General features: G+C 32.4%; 14 protein-coding genes. 9 read left to right on the forward strand and 5 right to left on the reverse strand.

What is annotated here, in order from left to right:
• On the reverse strand, nucleotides 1-2,427 hold the full coding sequence (pheT, locus tag MK851_RS05770; protein ID WP_320242245.1) for a phenylalanine--tRNA ligase subunit beta: 2,427 nt from the start codon (nucleotides 2,425-2,427) through the stop codon (nucleotides 1-3).
• Nucleotides 2,428-2,600: 173 nt separating this feature from the next.
• Here pheT and MK851_RS05775 point away from each other — a divergent pair, with 173 nt between their 5' ends.
• Nucleotides 2,601-5,171, forward strand: coding sequence for an endonuclease (locus MK851_RS05775; protein ID WP_320242247.1), 2,571 nt, complete (start codon nucleotides 2,601-2,603; stop codon nucleotides 5,169-5,171).
• Nucleotides 5,172-5,241: 70 nt separating this feature from the next.
• On the opposite strand, the gene MK851_RS05780 is transcribed toward MK851_RS05775, so the two are convergent.
• On the reverse strand, nucleotides 5,242-5,535 hold the full coding sequence (locus MK851_RS05780) for a hypothetical protein (RefSeq protein WP_303509930.1): 294 nt from the start codon (nucleotides 5,533-5,535) through the stop codon (nucleotides 5,242-5,244).
• Between the two features lie 103 nt (nucleotides 5,536-5,638).
• Here MK851_RS05780 and MK851_RS05785 point away from each other — a divergent pair, with 103 nt between their 5' ends.
• From MK851_RS05785 to MK851_RS05805, 5 genes are all read left to right on the forward strand, one after another.
• The gene (locus MK851_RS05785) at nucleotides 5,639-6,265 is read left to right on the forward strand and encodes a CoA pyrophosphatase (RefSeq protein ID WP_320242250.1); all 627 of its coding nucleotides are present in this window, start codon (nucleotides 5,639-5,641) and stop codon (nucleotides 6,263-6,265) included.
• Between the two features lie 60 nt (nucleotides 6,266-6,325).
• Complete coding sequence (locus MK851_RS05790) at nucleotides 6,326-7,135, forward strand: lysophospholipid acyltransferase family protein (RefSeq protein ID WP_303509934.1); 810 nt, start codon at nucleotides 6,326-6,328, stop codon at nucleotides 7,133-7,135.
• 47 nt (nucleotides 7,136-7,182) lie between these two features.
• Entirely contained in the window at nucleotides 7,183-8,271 is a 1,089-nt protein-coding gene (locus MK851_RS05795) for a M42 family metallopeptidase (protein WP_320242252.1), read from the forward strand.
• A 58-nt stretch (nucleotides 8,272-8,329) separates the two neighbouring features.
• Nucleotides 8,330-8,872: an NUDIX hydrolase gene (locus tag MK851_RS05800; protein WP_320242254.1), complete on the forward strand. Its 543-nt coding sequence runs from the start codon at nucleotides 8,330-8,332 to the stop codon at nucleotides 8,870-8,872.
• Nucleotides 8,873-8,944: 72 nt separating this feature from the next.
• Complete coding sequence (locus MK851_RS05805) at nucleotides 8,945-10,555, forward strand: class I SAM-dependent methyltransferase (protein WP_320242255.1); 1,611 nt, start codon at nucleotides 8,945-8,947, stop codon at nucleotides 10,553-10,555.
• A gap of 2 nt (nucleotides 10,556-10,557) precedes the next feature.
• Here the strand turns inward: MK851_RS05805 and MK851_RS05810 are convergent, their stop codons facing one another.
• The 3 genes from MK851_RS05810 to MK851_RS05820 form a co-directional block, all read right to left on the reverse strand.
• A complete protein-coding gene (locus MK851_RS05810) occupies nucleotides 10,558-11,229 on the reverse strand; it encodes a DUF6624 domain-containing protein (protein ID WP_320242257.1) in 672 nt (223 codons plus the stop codon).
• Nucleotides 11,219-13,720 carry a PIG-L family deacetylase gene (locus tag MK851_RS05815; RefSeq protein WP_320242259.1) on the reverse strand — a complete coding sequence of 834 codons (2,502 nt, stop codon included), beginning with the start codon at nucleotides 13,718-13,720 and terminating at the stop codon, nucleotides 11,219-11,221. The genes MK851_RS05810 and MK851_RS05815 overlap by 11 nt, the downstream gene beginning before the upstream one ends.
• A 130-nt stretch (nucleotides 13,721-13,850) precedes the next feature.
• Nucleotides 13,851-15,278, reverse strand: a complete 1,428-nt coding sequence (locus tag MK851_RS05820) for an ATP-dependent DNA helicase (protein ID WP_320242261.1) — start codon at nucleotides 15,276-15,278, stop codon at nucleotides 13,851-13,853.
• Between the two features lie 102 nt (nucleotides 15,279-15,380).
• Between MK851_RS05820 and MK851_RS05825 the strand changes: the two genes are divergently transcribed.
• The 3 genes from MK851_RS05825 to MK851_RS05835 are packed head-to-tail and all read left to right on the forward strand — an operon-like array spanning nucleotide 15,381 to nucleotide 17,477.
• Nucleotides 15,381-16,115 (forward strand): hypothetical protein, encoded by a 735-nt coding sequence (locus MK851_RS05825; RefSeq protein ID WP_115901535.1) that lies wholly within the window; start codon nucleotides 15,381-15,383, stop codon nucleotides 16,113-16,115.
• Nucleotides 16,099-16,920 carry a DUF3822 family protein gene (locus MK851_RS05830; protein WP_320242266.1) on the forward strand — a complete coding sequence of 274 codons (822 nt, stop codon included), beginning with the start codon at nucleotides 16,099-16,101 and terminating at the stop codon, nucleotides 16,918-16,920. The genes MK851_RS05825 and MK851_RS05830 overlap by 17 nt, the downstream gene beginning before the upstream one ends.
• Nucleotides 16,920-17,477: an RsmD family RNA methyltransferase gene (locus tag MK851_RS05835; protein ID WP_320242269.1), complete on the forward strand. Its 558-nt coding sequence runs from the start codon at nucleotides 16,920-16,922 to the stop codon at nucleotides 17,475-17,477. Before MK851_RS05830 ends, MK851_RS05835 begins: the two co-directional genes overlap by 1 nt.
• Nucleotides 17,478-17,561 lie beyond the last annotated feature (84 nt).

Here is a 17,561-nt window from a genome sequence, read left to right on the forward strand (position 1 = left end):
TTATCGTAACACAGCGTCTAAATTCTTTTCGAATGTTTGCTGTAATTTCTGCATTATCTTATCTATTTGTTTATCTGCCAACGTTTTGTTTTCGTCTTGTAATACAAAACTTACTGCGTATGACTTTTTACCTTCTGGTAACTTGTCTCCTTCATACACATCAAACAAATCAACTTCTTTTAAAAGCTTTCTTTCTGATTGAAATGCTAAGTTATAAATTTCTTTGAACTCAACTTTATTATCAAGCAACAACGCTAAATCACGCTTCACAGCTGGGAATTTAGGTAAATCAGTTGCTTTTATGTTTCTGTTACCTACTAAACTTAAAATATTTTGCCAGTTAAAATCAGCAAATAATACTTCTTGTTTAATTGAAAATTCTTTTAAAATTGTTCTTTTAACAACTCCTAACTCTACTAATTTAGTTTTCCCTAAGCTTAACGTAATTCCTTCAGAAAACACATCTGATTTTGTTGGGGTGGTTTTTAACTTCTCAATTCCTAAACGACTTAATAAAGCTGTTACAACTCCTTTAACATAAAAGAAGTCTGATACTTGCGTAGCTACCTTCCAGCTATCTTGTGTTTTATTACCAGTAACAAATAACGTTAAATGCTTGTCTTCTTGGTATCCACTTTCGTATTTGTGATACGTTTTACCAAACTCGTAAAACTTTAATGAATTGTTCTTTCTGTTAATATTGTACGCTACAGATTCTAAACCACTAAATAGCAACGATTGACGCATTACTTTTAAGTCGTTACTTAACGGATTCAACATTTCAACGTTAAAATCAGCGTTTAAGTTCTCAGATAACTCAATATAATCTGCCTTTGTTAACGAATTTGCCATGGTTTCATTAAACCCTAACGATGTTAACTGGTCTGCTACTATGTTTTCAATTTTTACGTCTTTATCACTATCAAAAGAAATTGACGTATTCAGTTTATGAGAAAACTCTATATTGTTATATCCGTAAACACGTAAGATTTCTTCAATAATATCAGCCTCACGTTGTACATCTACTCTATAAGAAGGTACTACCAATCCTAAACCAGCTTCAGTAACACTATTTATTTTAATATCTAGTGAAGCTAAAATCTTTTTAATGGTTTCTTTCGGAATTTCCTGACCTATTAATTTGTATGCATTATCAAATGATAAGAATACCTCAAAATCTTCCACCTTTACTGGGTAAAAATCTAAAATATCAGAAGACATTTTTCCTCCTGCATATTCTTCAATTAATAAAGCAGCACGCTTTAAAGCATATTTTGTCGTGTTAATATCAATTCCTCTTTCAAAACGGAAAGACGCATCGGTATTTAATCCGTGGCGTTTTGCTGTTTTTCTTACTGACACTGGATTAAAGTAAGCACTTTCTAAGAAAATAGAAGTTGTATGCTCTGTAACTCCTGATTGTGCTCCTCCAAACACCCCTCCAATACATAATGGATTATCATCTGCGTCACAAATCATAATATCTTCAGAAGATAACTCTCTTTCTACATCATCTAGAGTAGTAAATTTTGTTCCTTCCTCTAAGGTTTTCACTACTACTTTGCCTCCTCTAATTTTAGAAGCATCAAAAGCGTGTAGTGGTTGTCCTAACTCATGCAATACATAGTTAGTAATATCTACAATATTATTTTTTGGAGTTAATCCAATTGCTTTTAATCTGTTTTGAATCCATTCTGGTGATTCTTTTACCTCAATATCACTTATAGTAATACCACAATAACGAGGTGCTAAATCCTTATCCTCTATTTCTATATCAATTTTATGAGTACGTTCATCTACATGAAAATCTGATACAGATGGAGAAATCAATTCTATATTAGTTCCTTGTTGAATCAATCCAGCTCTTAAATCGCGTGCAACACCGTAATGACTCATTGCATCTGCACGGTTTGGAGTTAAACCAATTTCAAAAACATAATCTGTCTCAATATTAAAAACTTCCGAACAAGGAGTACCTGGAACCAAACTCTCGTCTAACACCATAATACCATCATGACTTTGTCCTAAACCTAATTCATCTTCAGCACAAATCATTCCATGACTTACTTCTCCTCGTATCTTTCCTTTTTTAATTTTAAAGCCTTCTCCTTTTTCATCATACAACATGGTACCAACAGTAGCTACAGGAACTTTTTGACCTGCCGCAACATTTGGTGCTCCACATACAATTTGTACAGGGGTACCATTTCCTAAGTCAACAGTAGTAACCTTTAACTTATCTGCATTAGCATGCTTTTCACAAGTTAAAACTTCTCCTACAACTACCCCTTTTAGGCTTCCTTTAATACTCTCTACAGTTTCTATTCCTTCAACTTCAAGACCCAAATCAGTTAATAACTCACCTGTTTTCTCAGCTTCCCAATCTGTTTGTAAAAATTGTTGTAACCAATTGTATGATATCTTCATAATCAATCTCTAATTTTAGCGTGCAAATTTACGCAAAATAAAGGAAAAACTATAAACTAGTTATCTACAAAAGATATACTATTGATTATTAACCTTTTGATAACATCAAAAAATTATATTTTTTATTGATTTGCAGGGTATTAACAAAAATTTAACTTTTTCAATAAAACATTATGAAACACAAACTACTCTTCTTCTTTTTAATAGCTTCATTAGCTGTTTTTTCACAAATCCCTTCATATTACAACGATGTTAATTTGAATTTATCTGGTTCAGCATTAAAAAATGAGCTGGCTACTAAGATTATTAATACACATACAACAAACCTTTCATACACACCTGGTGTGTGGAATGCACTTAAACAAATTGATTTAGATCCTAACGACGCTAGTAAGGTTTTATTAGTTTATGGGTATAGTGATACTGACGGTAATTATGTAACCGATAGAACTAGAAGTAAAGACGCTAACGGTGGTAGTGCTGGTACACAATGGAACAGAGAACATGTATATCCTAAATCCTTAGGAAGTCCTAATTTAGGAACTTCTGGACCGGGAGCAGATGCTCATCATTTAAGACCTGCTGATATTTCTTTCAACTCTCAAAGAGGTAGTAAAAAATTTGTAAATGGTTCTGGTAATGCTGGTAGTGTTTCTGGAGGTTGGTACCCTGGAGATGAATGGAAAGGTGATGTTGCTCGTATGATGATGTATATGTATTTACGTTACGGTAACCAATGTTTACCTACGGGTGTTGGTACAGGATCAACAATGGCTTCAGATGCTAATATGCTTGCTATGTTTATTCAGTGGAATGTAGATGATCCAGTATCTGACTTTGAAAAGCAACGCAATCCTATTTTAGAAGGAATTCAAGGAAACCGTAATCCATTTATTGATAATCCTGCATTTGCCACTGAAATATGGGGAGGCCCTCAAGCTGAAGATTTATTTGGTGGCGGTAATGGATCAGATACCCAAGCTCCTACTGCTCCTACTAACTTATCCGCTTCTAACATTACAGAAACTACAGTTAACTTAACTTGGTCTGCATCTACTGACAATGTTGGTGTAACTGGATATGATGTATATAATGGAGCTACTAAAGTAACTACAACCTCTTCAACTTCTTATACTGTTACAAGTTTAACAGCGGCTACTAATTATACTTTTTCTGTAAAAGCTAAAGATGCTGCCAATAATATCTCTTCTTCAAGTAATTCTGTTTCTATGACAACTGACACTAGTTCAGGTGGAGGAAATGGAACAGCTACAGATTTATTAATTTCTGAATATATAGAAGGTTCTTCAAATAATAAAGCTATTGAAATTGCTAATTTCACTGGAGCCAGTGTAAACTTATCAGGGTATTCATTAAAGAAAGCTGCCAATGGTGGTGGATGGACCAATACATTAACTTTAAGTGGTCAACTAACAAACGGTAATGTTTATGTTATCGCTAATAGCAGTGCTTCTAGTACAATACTTAACAAAGCTGACAGAACAGACACAGGTGTAATATCTTTTAACGGAAACGATGCTGTTGGTTTATTCAAAGGAAGTACTCTTATCGATTTGATTGGAGATCCTAACAGCTCTTCAACGTTTGCGCAAGACAAAACAATGCAAAGAAAATTTTCTGTTACATCTCCTAACAGTTCTTATACAACTTCTGAATGGAATATATTAGCAAAAGATATATTCAGCGGCTTGGGAAACCACAGCATTGATGGAGGAGCTTCTACCCCAGACACAACTGCTCCATCTGCGCCAACTAATGTTGCTGCTTCAAATATTACACAAACTTCTGTTAATTTAAGCTGGACTGCTTCAACTGACAATATTGGTGTTACTGGATACGATGTTTATCAAGGAAGTACAAAAATAACAACTGTTACCACTACGAGCTATTCTGTTAGTGGATTAACAACCTCTACAAGTTATACGTTTTCTGTAAAAGCAAAAGATGCAGCTAACAATATTTCTTCTTCTAGTAATACGGTAAACGTAACAACTTTAGCAAACACCGTTTCTTATTGTAGTGCAAAAGGAAATAATGCAAATTATGAGTGGATTGACAACGTTGTTATTGGAGGAATTTCAAATACTACTGGAGGAAATGATGGATATGGAGACTTTACTTCTTTAACTGGAAACTTACCTTACGGAAGTAATACTATTGTAGTAAGCGCTGGGTTTTCTAGTTCTTCTTATACTGAATATTGGAAAGTTTGGATTGATTTTAATAAAAATGGAACTTTTGAATCTTCTGAGGAAGTTGTTAGCGGTTCTTCATCTAGTTCTGGTAACTTATCATACAGCTTTTCTGTACCTACCTCTGCTTTATCAGGAGCTACACGAATGCGTGTTTCTATGAAATGGGATGCAGCTCCATCTGCTTGTGAAACATTTTCTTATGGAGAAGTAGAAGACTACACTGTTAATATAGGTAGTAGCTCTAAAGGTATAGGAAGCCATAATATTATTATTGACGGAAAGTTAGGAAATGAAACTTCTATTTTCGATGCTAGTGTTTCACCAAACCCTAGTGTTGATTTCGTAAAAATTAAATTAGCAGATGACAGAAATGCTACTTTTAAAGTTACAACCTTAACAGGCAAACAAGTTTTAACAGGAAAAGTTACTCATAACAATCTTAACATTTCAAGTTTGAATAGCGGAATTTATATTCTTGAAGTAAACGACGGTCAAAAATCTTTTACTAAAAAGATTATCAAAAAATAGTTTATAGCCATATAATATAAAAAGAGCTTCCAAAATAGGAAGCTCTTTGTTTTTTTATCAAAATTAAGAGCTAAACTTCAATCGTAGTTTTTGATTCTTTTGAAGAAAACACATAAGTATACAACCACATAAGAGTAAATGTTGGTATAACATCTAACCCAGGCATTGCTTCTTCAATAAAAGCAATGGCTCCTGCTACTTTACCTTTATTTCCTTTATACATTTTTGTCATTATATACGCAGATGCTGGTGCCCAAACAATATCAGACAACTCTCCAAGCCCAGGTATTAAATAAGATACATACCCAATAGCGTCAAACAATAAACTTAATGCTAGTTTTTGGTACTTTTTTTCTTTATTCATTTAGTATTAAATTAATTCCACACTTAACAAATCAAAATTCAAGCCAAAATTTACAACTTTTATCTTGTAAATTGATAAGTTTGTTCTAAAATACTAAAAACGAATGACTTTTTCTGATTTCATCAATCAAATAGAAAAATTACAGCAAAAACAATTGGGTGGTTTAACATCTCAATTTAAATTAGCTCCCAAACTAAGAACACGATTTTCAGAAGAATTAATACAAAGTAAAAATCCAAGAAAAGCAGCTGTTTTAGCATTATTTTACCCTGACAGTAACAATCAAACTCGTTTTTTACTTACTGAAAGAGCCAGTTATAACGGGGCACATTCATCACAAATTAGCTTTCCTGGAGGGAAATTTGATAAAGAAGATAACAACCTACGAACAACTGCTTTACGTGAAACTTATGAAGAAGTTGGGGTACACTATGAATCTATTGTAGTAATACGACAAACTTCTGATGCTTATATTCCTCCTAGTAATTTTTTAGTAGCTCCATTTATAGGGATTTCGGAAAAAACACCTCGCTTTACTCCGAATGAAGAAGTCGCTAAAATTATTGAAGTGTTATTGGCTGATTTACTAGACGACTCAAACTTAACTTCTGTAGAGTTGGAAACCTCATACATGAAAAATATCGAGGTACCATGCTTTAAATTAAATGATTACATTGTGTGGGGTGCAACTGCCATGATGCTTTCAGAAATTAAAGATTTATTTAAATAGTTTTTTTTATGGTTTTCTTTTGTAATTTAGCATTTACACTAATAAAACCTGATTATAAAAATGCCTTTATTTAAAAGGAATCCTTTTGGACATATTTTGTTCATTAAAAGATTTTTAATACAAGTTCTCGGAGTTATTTCTCACGGTCGTTACCGTAAGTTTAATGACCTACAAATAGAGGGAATGGATGTTTTAAGAAATCTCCCCAACGAAAAAGTACTGTTTATTTCCAATCATCAAACGTATTTTGCTGATGTAGCAGCAATGTTTCATGTATTTAATGCTGCCTTAAAAGGTAGGGATGATAACATTAGAAACGTAGGCTATTTATGGAATCCTAAATTAAACATATATTATGTTGCCGCAGGTGAAACAATGCGCTCTGGATTGCTTCCAAAAATTTTTGCTTATGTAGGTTCTGTTTCAGTAGAAAGAACTTGGCGTAATGCTGGTAAAAATATTAACAGACAAGTAAAAATGTCTGACATTTCTAATATAGGTAAAGCCTTAGATGACGGTTGGGTAATTACTTTTCCTCAAGGTACGACTACCCCTTTTAAACCTATTCGTCGTGGTACAGCCCATATTATTAAAACCTACAAGCCTATTGTAGTTCCTATAGTAATTGATGGATTTAGACGTTCTTTTGATAAAAAAGGATTGATGATAAAAAAACGTAACGTACTACAATCTATGGTTATTAAAGAACCTTTAGAAATTGATTACGAGAATGAAGATGTAGCTAGCATTGTTGAAAAAATTGAATATGCAATAGAACAACACCCATCTTTTTTAAAGGTATTAACACCAAAACAACTTCGTGAACAAGAAGAATTTATCGAGAAAAGACGTTTTTGGGGAACTGATTAAAGAAAAAGAAAAGAAAGATTAATAACATAAAAATTAACGTTTAAGTTATGGCTGATAAATCTATTTTAAATGAAAAGTCTATTGACTTTTTAGAAAAATACTTGAATAATGCTGCTCCTACTGGATACGAGTGGGAAGGGCAAAAAATATGGATGGACTATTTAAAACCTTATGTTGACGAGTTCATTACCGACACTTATGGTTCTGCTGTTGGAGTTATAAATCCTGATGCTAAATATAAAGTAGTTATTGAAGGACATGCTGATGAAATTTCTTGGTATGTAAACTATATTTCTGATGACGGGTTAATTTATGTAATCCGTAACGGAGGTAGCGACCATCAAATTGCTCCTAGTAAAATTGTAAACATTCACACTAAAAACGGAATTGTAAAAGGTGTTTTTGGGTGGCCAGCAATTCATACACGTAATAAAGCCAAAGAGGAAGCTCCAAAACCAGACAATATTTTTATAGACTGTGGTTGTAGTACCAAAGAAGAAGTTGAAGAATTAGGAGTACATGTAGGTTGTGTTATCACATACCCAGATGAATTCCATATTTTAAACGGAAATAAATTTGTGTGTCGTGCTTTAGATAACCGTATGGGAGGATTTATGATTGCCGAAGTAGCTCGTTTACTACACGAAAACAAGAAAAAATTACCTTTCGGGCTATACATTACAAACTCTGTTCAAGAAGAAATTGGTTTGCGTGGTGCGCAAATGATTACCCAAACCATTAAACCTAACGTGGCAATTGTTACCGATGTAACACACGATACTACAACTCCTATGATCGACAAGAAAAAAGAAGGTCATTTAGAGTTAGGTAAAGGCCCTGTGGTAGCTTATGCTCCTGCTGTACAACAAAAATTAAGAGATTTAATTATTGATACTGCCGAAGCTAACAAAATTCCTTTCCAACGCTCTGCACTATCTAGAGCTACAGGAACAGATACTGATGCTTTTGCTTATAGTAACGGCGGTGTTGCTTCTGCTTTAATCTCTTTACCATTACGTTACATGCACACTACTGTTGAAATGGTACACCGTGAAGATGTTGAGAACGTAATTAAAATGATTTACGAAAGTTTATTAAAAATTGAAGATGGAGAAGATTTCTCTTACTTTGAATAAAAAAATAATCAAGCGTCATTGCGAACAAGTAATGACGCTTTTTTAATCAACGCTCCTCATGGATGAACTTATAGATATTGTTGATGAAAATGGAAATTATACAGGAAAAACCTGCTTAAAATCTGAGGCTCACAAAAAAGGCTACTTCCACCCCACTATCCATGTTTGGTTATATACTTCTGATTATAAAATACTACTTCAAAAAAGAGCGTTAACCAAAAAAGTATTTCCTGGTTTATGGGATATTTCAGTTGCAGGCCACATAGCTGCCGGTGAAAACATTAAAATTGCAGCTGTTAGAGAGGTTAAAGAAGAAATAGGTTTCGATATTCTTCCTGAAAACTTACATAAAATAGGTACTCGAAAGCACATGGTAAATCACCCGAATGGAATTATCGATAATGAATTCCATCATGTGTTTATTGCTGAATTATCCACTCCTATTGAAGAGTTAACACTTCAGCAAGAAGAAGTAGCAGCTTTAAAATTATTTAGCTTAGAAACAATATTGCATACAAAAAACTACGAAAACTTATTACTTCCTCAATATCAAGACTATTATTCTTTTGTTCATAAACATATTTTAAATATTTTAACTTAATTTTTTAGCTTTAATAATTTAGTTTTAATTTTAAAATCAATTAGTTATATTTAGAATGAAAACTATCAAACTATGCTATCAAAACAAGAAAAGTCTGCGTTAAGGAGTAGGTTGTTTCGTCACTTAGACGGAATTGTTACTTGTCCAGCAGCTTACACTTTACATGAAAAAGGAATTACTAACTACTTATTAAAGAAGAAATCTGTTAGTTTAAATGAAATTACTTCCGAGTTTAACGCTAATGACGGTTATTTAAATGTGGCTTTAAGAACATTATGTTCTCAAGGCTGGTTAACACAACATGTAGATAATACACATAACACTGTTCAGTTTAAAATCAACAAAGCTTCAGCCATTGCTTTTTCCTATTTTCATTTGTATAAAGACGCTTTTTCTTTATTACGTTTTTCTGAAAGTTATAGTGCTAGAAAATTTGAAATTGAACCTTTTGAGAAATTAGAAAACCTCTATAAAAACTTTACAAACAACTTCGGAATTACACTTCCTTCAACTTCTAAGGAAAAAGAAATTCTAACACAAATCCTTACACATATAGAGGGAATTATTGTAGGTCCAACAACTGTATTATTAGGAATGAGTGGTATGTTTCATAAATATTTTATGCAAACCAAGTTTAGTGCAGATGAATTCCATAAAGATGCTGATAATTTCGGGCGATTATTAGATTTATTAACTAATTTGGGGTGGTTTACTAAAACAAAGGATTCTTATGAATTTACCCATGAAGGTTTATTTTTTGCTCGTAGAGCCAGTGCTTACGGAGTAACAGTATCGTATATCCCTACTCTTAGAAAGCTAGACAAGCTTATTTTTGGAAATCCTGATATTTTTAGAACTTCTGAGATAGGAAATGATGAGATTCATGTAGATAGGGAAATGAATGTTTGGGGAAGCGGTGGTGCACATTCTACCTATTTTAAAGTAATTGATGAGATTATTATTAACCTATTTAATAAGCCCATCAACGAACAACCTAAAGGTATTCTAGATGTTGGCTGTGGTAATGGTGCATTTTTAAAACATTTATTTAATGTAATTGAACATCAAACTAAAAGAGGCGCTATGTTAGAAGATCACCCGCTCTTACTTATTGGTGTCGATTATAACGAAGCTGCGTTAAAAATAACTCGTAAAAACCTAGTGCAAGCAGATATTTGGGCAAAAGTGATTTGGGGAGATATTGGGAACCCTAAAGCGTTATCAGAAGATTTACAAGATAAATATGGAATTAACCTTTCTGATTTATTAAACGTTCGTACCTTTTTAGATCACAACAGAATTTGGCAAGAGCCTGCTCCTAATGATAATTCAACTATTACCAATTCAACTGGAGCTTATGCTTACAGAGGAAAACGTTTGAATAATAACTTGGTAGTAGAGTCTTTAAAACAGCATTTTACCAAGTGGAAACCGTTCATCAGTAAATTTGGCTTATTGCTAATTGAATTACACACATCAAAACCAGAATTGGTTGCCAAAAATTTAGGAAAAACAGCTGCGACTGCCTATGACGCTACACATGGTTATTCGGATCAATACATTATTGAGCTTGATGAATACATGAATGCTATGGAAGCTATTGGGTTAACTTACGATAAAAATACGTTTAAGAAATTTCCAAACTCGGAATTGGCTACAGTTTCAATTAATCTTTTTAAGTAAAACTAATCCTCTACTTTATATAATTTAGGCTCAGTAATACTAATTTTAGAAAATACTTCACTATTTATTTCAAAGTGCATTTTTGACATTTCGTTTAAATAAACTTCAAGAGGCTTCATACCTATTTTGTTTCTACGCTTGTTTACATTTATACTATCTATTAATGGTTTTGAATATGCTTGACAAACATTCCAATTATACAATACTTGAGTTCCGTAAACTTGCTTTTCCCCCATATTTAGTTTTACTCTATCTAGTAAATAGGCATAGTTTTCAGGATTAGCATTCTTATTCTCTACCTCAATTTTCATCTTCTTTAAAACAGTTTTTTGAAATTCTGGTTTAGAATCTAGATGTTGTACTATAAGCCAAAAATTTCTAGAACCATCTTCTCCTACCACATCAAAACCTACAAAACCATGCTCTTTAAAAATTTCTGAAGCATTCTTATAAGTTACAGAAAAAACACTGTCTTTAAATGATTTCCATTCTTCTTTAGTTAATTGTTTGTGTTTTCCAGAGGGGATTCCAGCTGCAACTTGATCCATTTCTACCATTCTAACAAGTTCATCAACCAATTCCTGATCATATCCTTTTTTGACAGGATTTTCATTCTTAGTTTTACAACCAAATAGTAGTATCAAAACTAAAACTGTAAAAACTTTAATTCTCATCAGTTGTATTTTCTTTTACCGATAATAGGTTTGCAAACAACTTATAAGCCCCAGAAACTCCTGCTGGGAGTTCTCTAAAGAAACTAAGTCCTGTATAGATATAGTTTCCTTTTCCATACTTAGCAACTAACAAACTTCCTTTTTTAACTGACTCTCCTTTATCATGCATTGATAAAATAGGTGTGTACTCTTTACTCCATTTGTTTGGAAAGTATAGTCCACGCTCTTGTACCCATCCTTCAAAATCAGCTTTAGTAATTTTGTTAGGGTAATTTAAAATCGAATGTTCTTTAGCTAAGAATGCTACATCTGCATTTTCATTGGTAACTCTATCACGAGATAATTGTAAATTGTACGGAGCTTGTACATCCACTCCCCTATTCGTGTTGTATTGTACAATTACGTTTCCTCCATTTTTCACATATTCTAACAAGTATTTTTGCTTAAACTGTAACTCTTTTATAGTATTATATGCTCTAATACCAACAACAACAGCATCAAATTGTTCTAAATTACCATTGATTTCATTCACGTTTAACTCTGTTACCTCATAACCTATCTGTTGTAAACTCTCAGGAACTGCATCTCCTGAACCTTGTATATACCCTATTTTAGTACCATTCTTTTGAATATTTAAACGTACAACTTTTGCTTTCGATACTAATAGTACTGACTGTTTAGGAATATGATTATAGTTGATTTCTACCAATTCTTTATCATAATTTTTTCCTTCAACCTTTGCTATAGCTTTTAATACTCCCTCTGATTCTTTTTGTGTTGGAATAACCATAAAATCAATCAATTGAATATCGCCTTTTTGAGCTATAGAAAACACAGCTTCACTTGGCATAACACTCCATCCTTTTGGAGCTTTTAACGCAACTGTGCCATTTGTGTTTTTTGCTCCAGAACGAACTTCAACAGTAACTTTTTGAGGACTTTCTGAAGAAAAAATTAGCACTTTATTCAATAATTTTGTGGTTACTTTTGGTAACACTTCAAAAGGTTCATAAATTTCACCTTTATCTCTTTTTGAATAGCGATACACCACAGGTTTTACAAAAGAAATAGATTGATTTTCAATCATTAAATTGAATTGTATTTGAATTGGTCTCGGAGTTTCTGGTTTCCCTCTTAATTCCTGTTTTTCTACCGTGTACATTCCCAAATCCCAAGGTTTTTGTAACCAATATGGTGATGAATATACGACTTCAGGTATCAAAATAGTTTCTGTAAACGTTTTCTTCTTGTTATTCGCTAAATCTAAGTCTTTCTTTATTTTTTTATTTTCTGGAAGTACTTTTATCGAAGATAACTCCATTGATACTCCACTTCTATTCAATACTTCAAAATCGATACTAATCGTACTTTTTGGTGTTGCACTAGAACTTTCTGCAGAAGCTTCTAAATATAAACCTGCACAAGCCTCTATAATTTCTTTTAATTCTTTAGTTTTAATCGACTTCCAGTGATTGTTTTTTAATTTTTGAACTTTTTGATAAGCTTGTAATAAGGCAGGAAGATGTGTTGACGGGGTTACAAAATCGAAGTTTTGTTCTACTTCATATAAAATATCACCTATCTCTCCACCTCCTTCTACTCTATTCCATGTGGTGTTAATTCCTGAAAAAATATCTTTCTTGTCTTTAGGAAAATCTCCTTTTAAAAATTCTACATATTCTGTTTGGGTTCCTCTTGTGGTTAACCTTCCAAACCCTTGACATAAATGCTGACTACTTGCTATTGATGCCAATTCGTTATTCGACAATCCTTTTAAAGGATAATACGTCCCAATATCAAAACTTAACATCTTACTTTTATCTGCTTTGGCAAATTTTTCTTGGCTACCATAAAACCACCAAGAAGTATTAAAAAACAACCTATTTGGTTTCCAAGTATCTGTATATTTTAATTGCTCTGGATACTTTGTTTTATTATTCGCTAAATCAAAAGCTTCAACACTTAACATAGCCGAAGAAGTGTGGTGTCCGTGAGTTGTTCCTGGAGTTCTATGATTAAATCGATTGATGACTACATCTGGTTTAAAAGTACGAATTGCCCAAACTACATCGGCTAAAACTTTATCTTTATCCCAAATTTTTAACGTTTCATCAGGGTGTTTTGAATACCCAAAATCATTTGCTCTAGAAAAACGTTGCTCTCCTCCATCTACTCCTCTTGCTGCTAACAATTCCTGAGTACGAATTACTCCTAATAGTTCACGCATTTCAGGTCCTATTAAGTTTTGACCTCCATCACCACGTGTTAACGACAAATATCCTGTTCTTGCTTTTTCATGATTTGATAAATACGCTATTAAGCGTGTATTTTCATCATCAGGATGTGCTGCAATGTATAATGCAGAGCCCAAAAAGTTTAATTTTTGAACTTTCTCATAAATTTGGTTTGAAGTAAGTTTTTGTGGTTTTTGTGCGTTTATTCTTAATGAAATCAATAAAAAAGATAGCAATAAAAGTACTTTTTTGTGCATTTTTAATAGTTTGAATACTACACAAATGTAACTTTTTTAACTAAAGTATAAGGTACATTAACAAAATGCTAACATTTCTGCTATAAAGAATAAAGCTACTTTTCTTTTGTAGGAAAGAACTAAAATTTTTTTAATCTAAAAAATACTCATCCTTAAAACCTATCAAATATAATTTTTCTTGAGCACGGGTAACAGCTGTATATAACCAACGTAAATATTCTACCGATACTCCATCTGGTAAATACGGTTGTTCTATAAAAATTGTTTTCCACTGCCCTCCTTGAGATTTATGACAGGTCATTGCATACGAGAATTTTACCTGAAGCGCATTGAAATACTTATTCTTTTTTACCCCCATAAATTGCTTGTACTTCGATTTTTCATGGGCAAAATCCTCCTTTACAGCTTCGTATAAACGATTCGACTCTTCATAGGTTAATGACGGGCTTTCACTTGTTAATGTATCTAACAACAAAACCGTTTCAAAAGATTTCATATCAGGATAATCAATCATACGAACCTCTACTTCAGCAAACTTAAATCCGTATAATTCTTTAATTGAATTGATACGCATTACCTCACAAATATCTCCGTTGGCAATAAAACCTGCCGAAGAGGAGTCTTTTAACCAATAGTAGTTGTTTTTTACCACCATTACATAGTCTCCTGTAGAAATTTCATTTTCTTGTCCGCGGATTTTAGTTCTAATCTGTTGATTGTACTGGTTTGCTCGTTTGTTTGAACGAACTATAATAGCCGTATCCTCAACACCTATTTCGCCATCATAAGCGGTAGTTATAGCATCTTGAATATCATATCCGTCTTGCAAACGAATAATATCAGGGTACTTCACATCAAACTGAAAATGTGTTGAATCATTCTGAATTAATAAACGTAAATCGGTTGCATTCGCTAAAATTCCTGAACCTTCTTCTTGTCGAACCACTTCATCCAACTCAATTTCAGTAACTTCTTTATTAAACTCAAAAGATAGTTTATCTGCTTCTAAAGCTGGACTCATTGTTAATTTTACAGGTGGTAACTGCGCTGTATCACCTATAAAAATAATTTTACAGTTTTTTCCAGAGTACACATACGAAATCAAATCATCAAGCAATGACCCGTTTTCAAACAATTTTGCATTTTGTTTTTCATCAGAAATCATAGAAGCTTCATCCACTATAAAAAGCGTATCGGTATGCTTATTAGGCTGCATTACAAAGTTTACCGCTCCACTGCTTTGTTTTTTAGGGAAATATATTTTTTTATGAATTGTAAATGCTTGTCGATTGGAATATCCTGAAATTACTTTTGCTGCACGCCCTGTAGGTGCTAGTAAAACTGCTTTTTGACCTATCTTCCATAAATTATGTACAACAGTACTTATTATGGTTGTTTTACCTGTTCCTGCGTATCCTTTTAACAAAAATAGAGCACGATTATCATCAGAAAAAATAAAATCAGTTAAGACATCTAATAGTTCATTTTGCTTCTGTGTAGGTGTATACGGGAATTTTTGTAGTATTTCTTTATAAAATTTCGGAGCAGTTTGTATCATATTTCAAATAATATTCAAAGATAGGCCTATTTATAAATAATTATTTTCATCATTGAAAAAAAATTGTAGATTTGCGAATATCATACATTAAAAATTAAAAAAATGAATTTATTATTAATGATTTTAGCAGCTGTTGTAGTTGCAGTTCTTTTAGCATTACTTGTTGTTAAGTTTGTTCCTCTAAAAATGAGATGGTTAGTTTCATTATTATTATTAGGAGCAACTGTCTTTTTAGTATATAAAATTTATAATGGTGTTATGGAGCCTATTAATTTTAACAAAGATAAGAGAGTACGTTATGCTAAGGTTATTAAGAATTTAAAGTTGATTCGAGACGCAGAAGTAAAATATAAAGAAGTTTACGGAACATATACTAACAATAAAGATACTTTACTTACCTTTATTCAAAATGGTCAATTAGCTATTACTGAAACTAAAAACGTTGAAAAAACAGTTGAATTAGGTGGAGGTATTACTAAAGATATATCTGTTAAAGTTATTGACACTGTAGGATATGAGCCTGTTTTAAAATATTTTGAAGGTAAAGAATATGCAAAAATGTTTGAGGTACCTGGTACAAAAGAGCAATTTGAATTAGCTACAGGTAGAGTTGAAAAAGTTGCAGGATTAGAAGTTCCTGTTTTTGAAGCTAAAGTATCTAAAAAACCTATTTTAGTAGGAATGAATCCTTCTTTGATAAAGCAAGAATTAGAAGCTATTGAAACAGATCAAATTAAAGGTGAGTTTGTTTCTGTTGGTTCTTTAACTGAAGTAACTGTAGGTGGTAACTGGCCTCCTTATTATGATAAAGCTGAAGCAATTGCAAAAAAAGAGTAAAAAAAACAGCGCTTTTGCGCAACATAAAAGTCTATCCATCCAATTTAGTTTGGATGGATTTTCTTTTTGTATCTCAAACTCAGAAACAAAAGAGCTTCTTCTTTTTACTAAGTATACTTTTTCTAGCTCTACTGCTTCTCCAGAACTTTTACTAGAGAAAATCATCCGTATTTTTGACGCTGACAAAGATTTACAACAAGACTTTACAACTGTTTTTGCTGTCCATCAAAACAACTTAGCTACGTTGGTTCCTAACAAGCTCTTTGATAGAAACAATTTAGCTCCATTTTTAAAGTATGATGTTAAAACATTAAAAACGGATTTTATTACCTATGATTTACATACTGTAATAGCTGCTAACACAGTTTACATACCTTATGTGAATATTAACAACTACCTTTTTCAAAACTTTGGAGAATTTGAATACAAACACCATTCAACAGTTTTAATAGATAAACTACTTACCTATTCTGAAAATGATTCTGAGCAGCAGTTTTTTGTCCATGTCTCTTCTTCTCATTTAGATATTCTAGTTTGTAAAGAAGGAAAATTGTTGTTTTACAACTCATTTTCTTACAACACAAAAGAAGATTTTATCTACTATATTCTTTTCACTGCTGAACAGCTACAAATGGACCCTAACTCCTTTCAATTAACCTTTATTGGTGAGATTGAAAAAGGTTCAGATATTTACTCTATTACTTATACATACGTTCGAAATATTCATTTTATGAACCCTGTGAATAGTTTTTTTGCGGATAGTGACGACTTTTCGAACCACTCTAACTTTATACTTATAGCCTAATGCGAATTATTTCTGGAAAATATAAAAGTAAAAGAATTACAGCTCCTAAAAATTTACCTGTTCGCCCTACAACTGATATGGCAAAGGAGTCTTTATTTAATATTTTAAACAACTTTTACTACTTTGAAAATATTTCAGTACTAGACTTATTTGCTGGAACAGGTAATATTAGCTACGAGTTTTCCTCACGAGGAACACAAAATATTTATGCTGTTGATGCTCATTATGCCTGTATAAAATTTATCAATCAAACAGCTAAAGACTTAGGTATGGAAATTAATAGCTATAAAAGTGACGTGTATAAGTTTTTAGAAAAAACACCTCTTAAAACAGATGTTATTTTTGCAGACCCTCCTTATGATTTTGAGGAAAGTCAGTTTTTAAGAATAGCGGATATAGTTTTTGATCGTGACTTATTAAATGAAGATGGTCTTTTAATTATTGAACACTCTAAGCACACAGATTTATCTAAACATCCTTTTCACAGCTATGAAAAACGTTACGGAGGTAATGTTTTTAGTTTTTTTGAAATCGTTGAGAATAACGAAGAAGAATAAAATATTCTGAGTCGTCCTAAAATAGGTTGACATATTAAAAAATATAATTTAAACCAGAGAAGCTAGCTTCTCTGGTTTTTTATT

The sequence above is a fragment of the Tenacibaculum sp. 1B UA genome (genome assembly GCF_033978845.1).
Lineage (GTDB): Bacteria > Bacteroidota > Bacteroidia > Flavobacteriales > Flavobacteriaceae > Polaribacter.

What these genes read in the sequence shown, in the direction of transcription:
- MK851_RS05825 (WP_115901535.1), top strand. Translation starts at nt 15,381, where the DNA reads ATGAATTTATTATTAATGATTTTAGCAGCTGTTGTAGTTGCAGTTCTT.
- MK851_RS05835 (WP_320242269.1), top strand. Translation starts at nt 16,920, where the DNA reads ATGCGAATTATTTCTGGAAAATATAAAAGTAAAAGAATTACAGCTCCT.
- pheT (WP_320242245.1), bottom strand. Translation starts at nt 2,427, where the DNA reads ATGAAGATATCATACAATTGGTTACAACAATTTTTACAAACAGATTGG.
- MK851_RS05815 (WP_320242259.1), bottom strand. Translation starts at nt 13,720, where the DNA reads ATGCACAAAAAAGTACTTTTATTGCTATCTTTTTTATTGATTTCATTA.
- MK851_RS05775 (WP_320242247.1), top strand. Translation starts at nt 2,601, where the DNA reads ATGAAACACAAACTACTCTTCTTCTTTTTAATAGCTTCATTAGCTGTT.
- MK851_RS05790 (WP_303509934.1), top strand. Translation starts at nt 6,326, where the DNA reads ATGCCTTTATTTAAAAGGAATCCTTTTGGACATATTTTGTTCATTAAA.
- MK851_RS05780 (WP_303509930.1), bottom strand. Translation starts at nt 5,535, where the DNA reads ATGAATAAAGAAAAAAAGTACCAAAAACTAGCATTAAGTTTATTGTTT.
- MK851_RS05805 (WP_320242255.1), top strand. Translation starts at nt 8,945, where the DNA reads ATGCTATCAAAACAAGAAAAGTCTGCGTTAAGGAGTAGGTTGTTTCGT.
- MK851_RS05795 (WP_320242252.1), top strand. Translation starts at nt 7,183, where the DNA reads ATGGCTGATAAATCTATTTTAAATGAAAAGTCTATTGACTTTTTAGAA.
- MK851_RS05785 (WP_320242250.1), top strand. Translation starts at nt 5,639, where the DNA reads ATGACTTTTTCTGATTTCATCAATCAAATAGAAAAATTACAGCAAAAA.
- MK851_RS05810 (WP_320242257.1), bottom strand. Translation starts at nt 11,229, where the DNA reads ATGAGAATTAAAGTTTTTACAGTTTTAGTTTTGATACTACTATTTGGT.
- MK851_RS05800 (WP_320242254.1), top strand. Translation starts at nt 8,330, where the DNA reads ATGGATGAACTTATAGATATTGTTGATGAAAATGGAAATTATACAGGA.
- MK851_RS05820 (WP_320242261.1), bottom strand. Translation starts at nt 15,278, where the DNA reads ATGATACAAACTGCTCCGAAATTTTATAAAGAAATACTACAAAAATTC.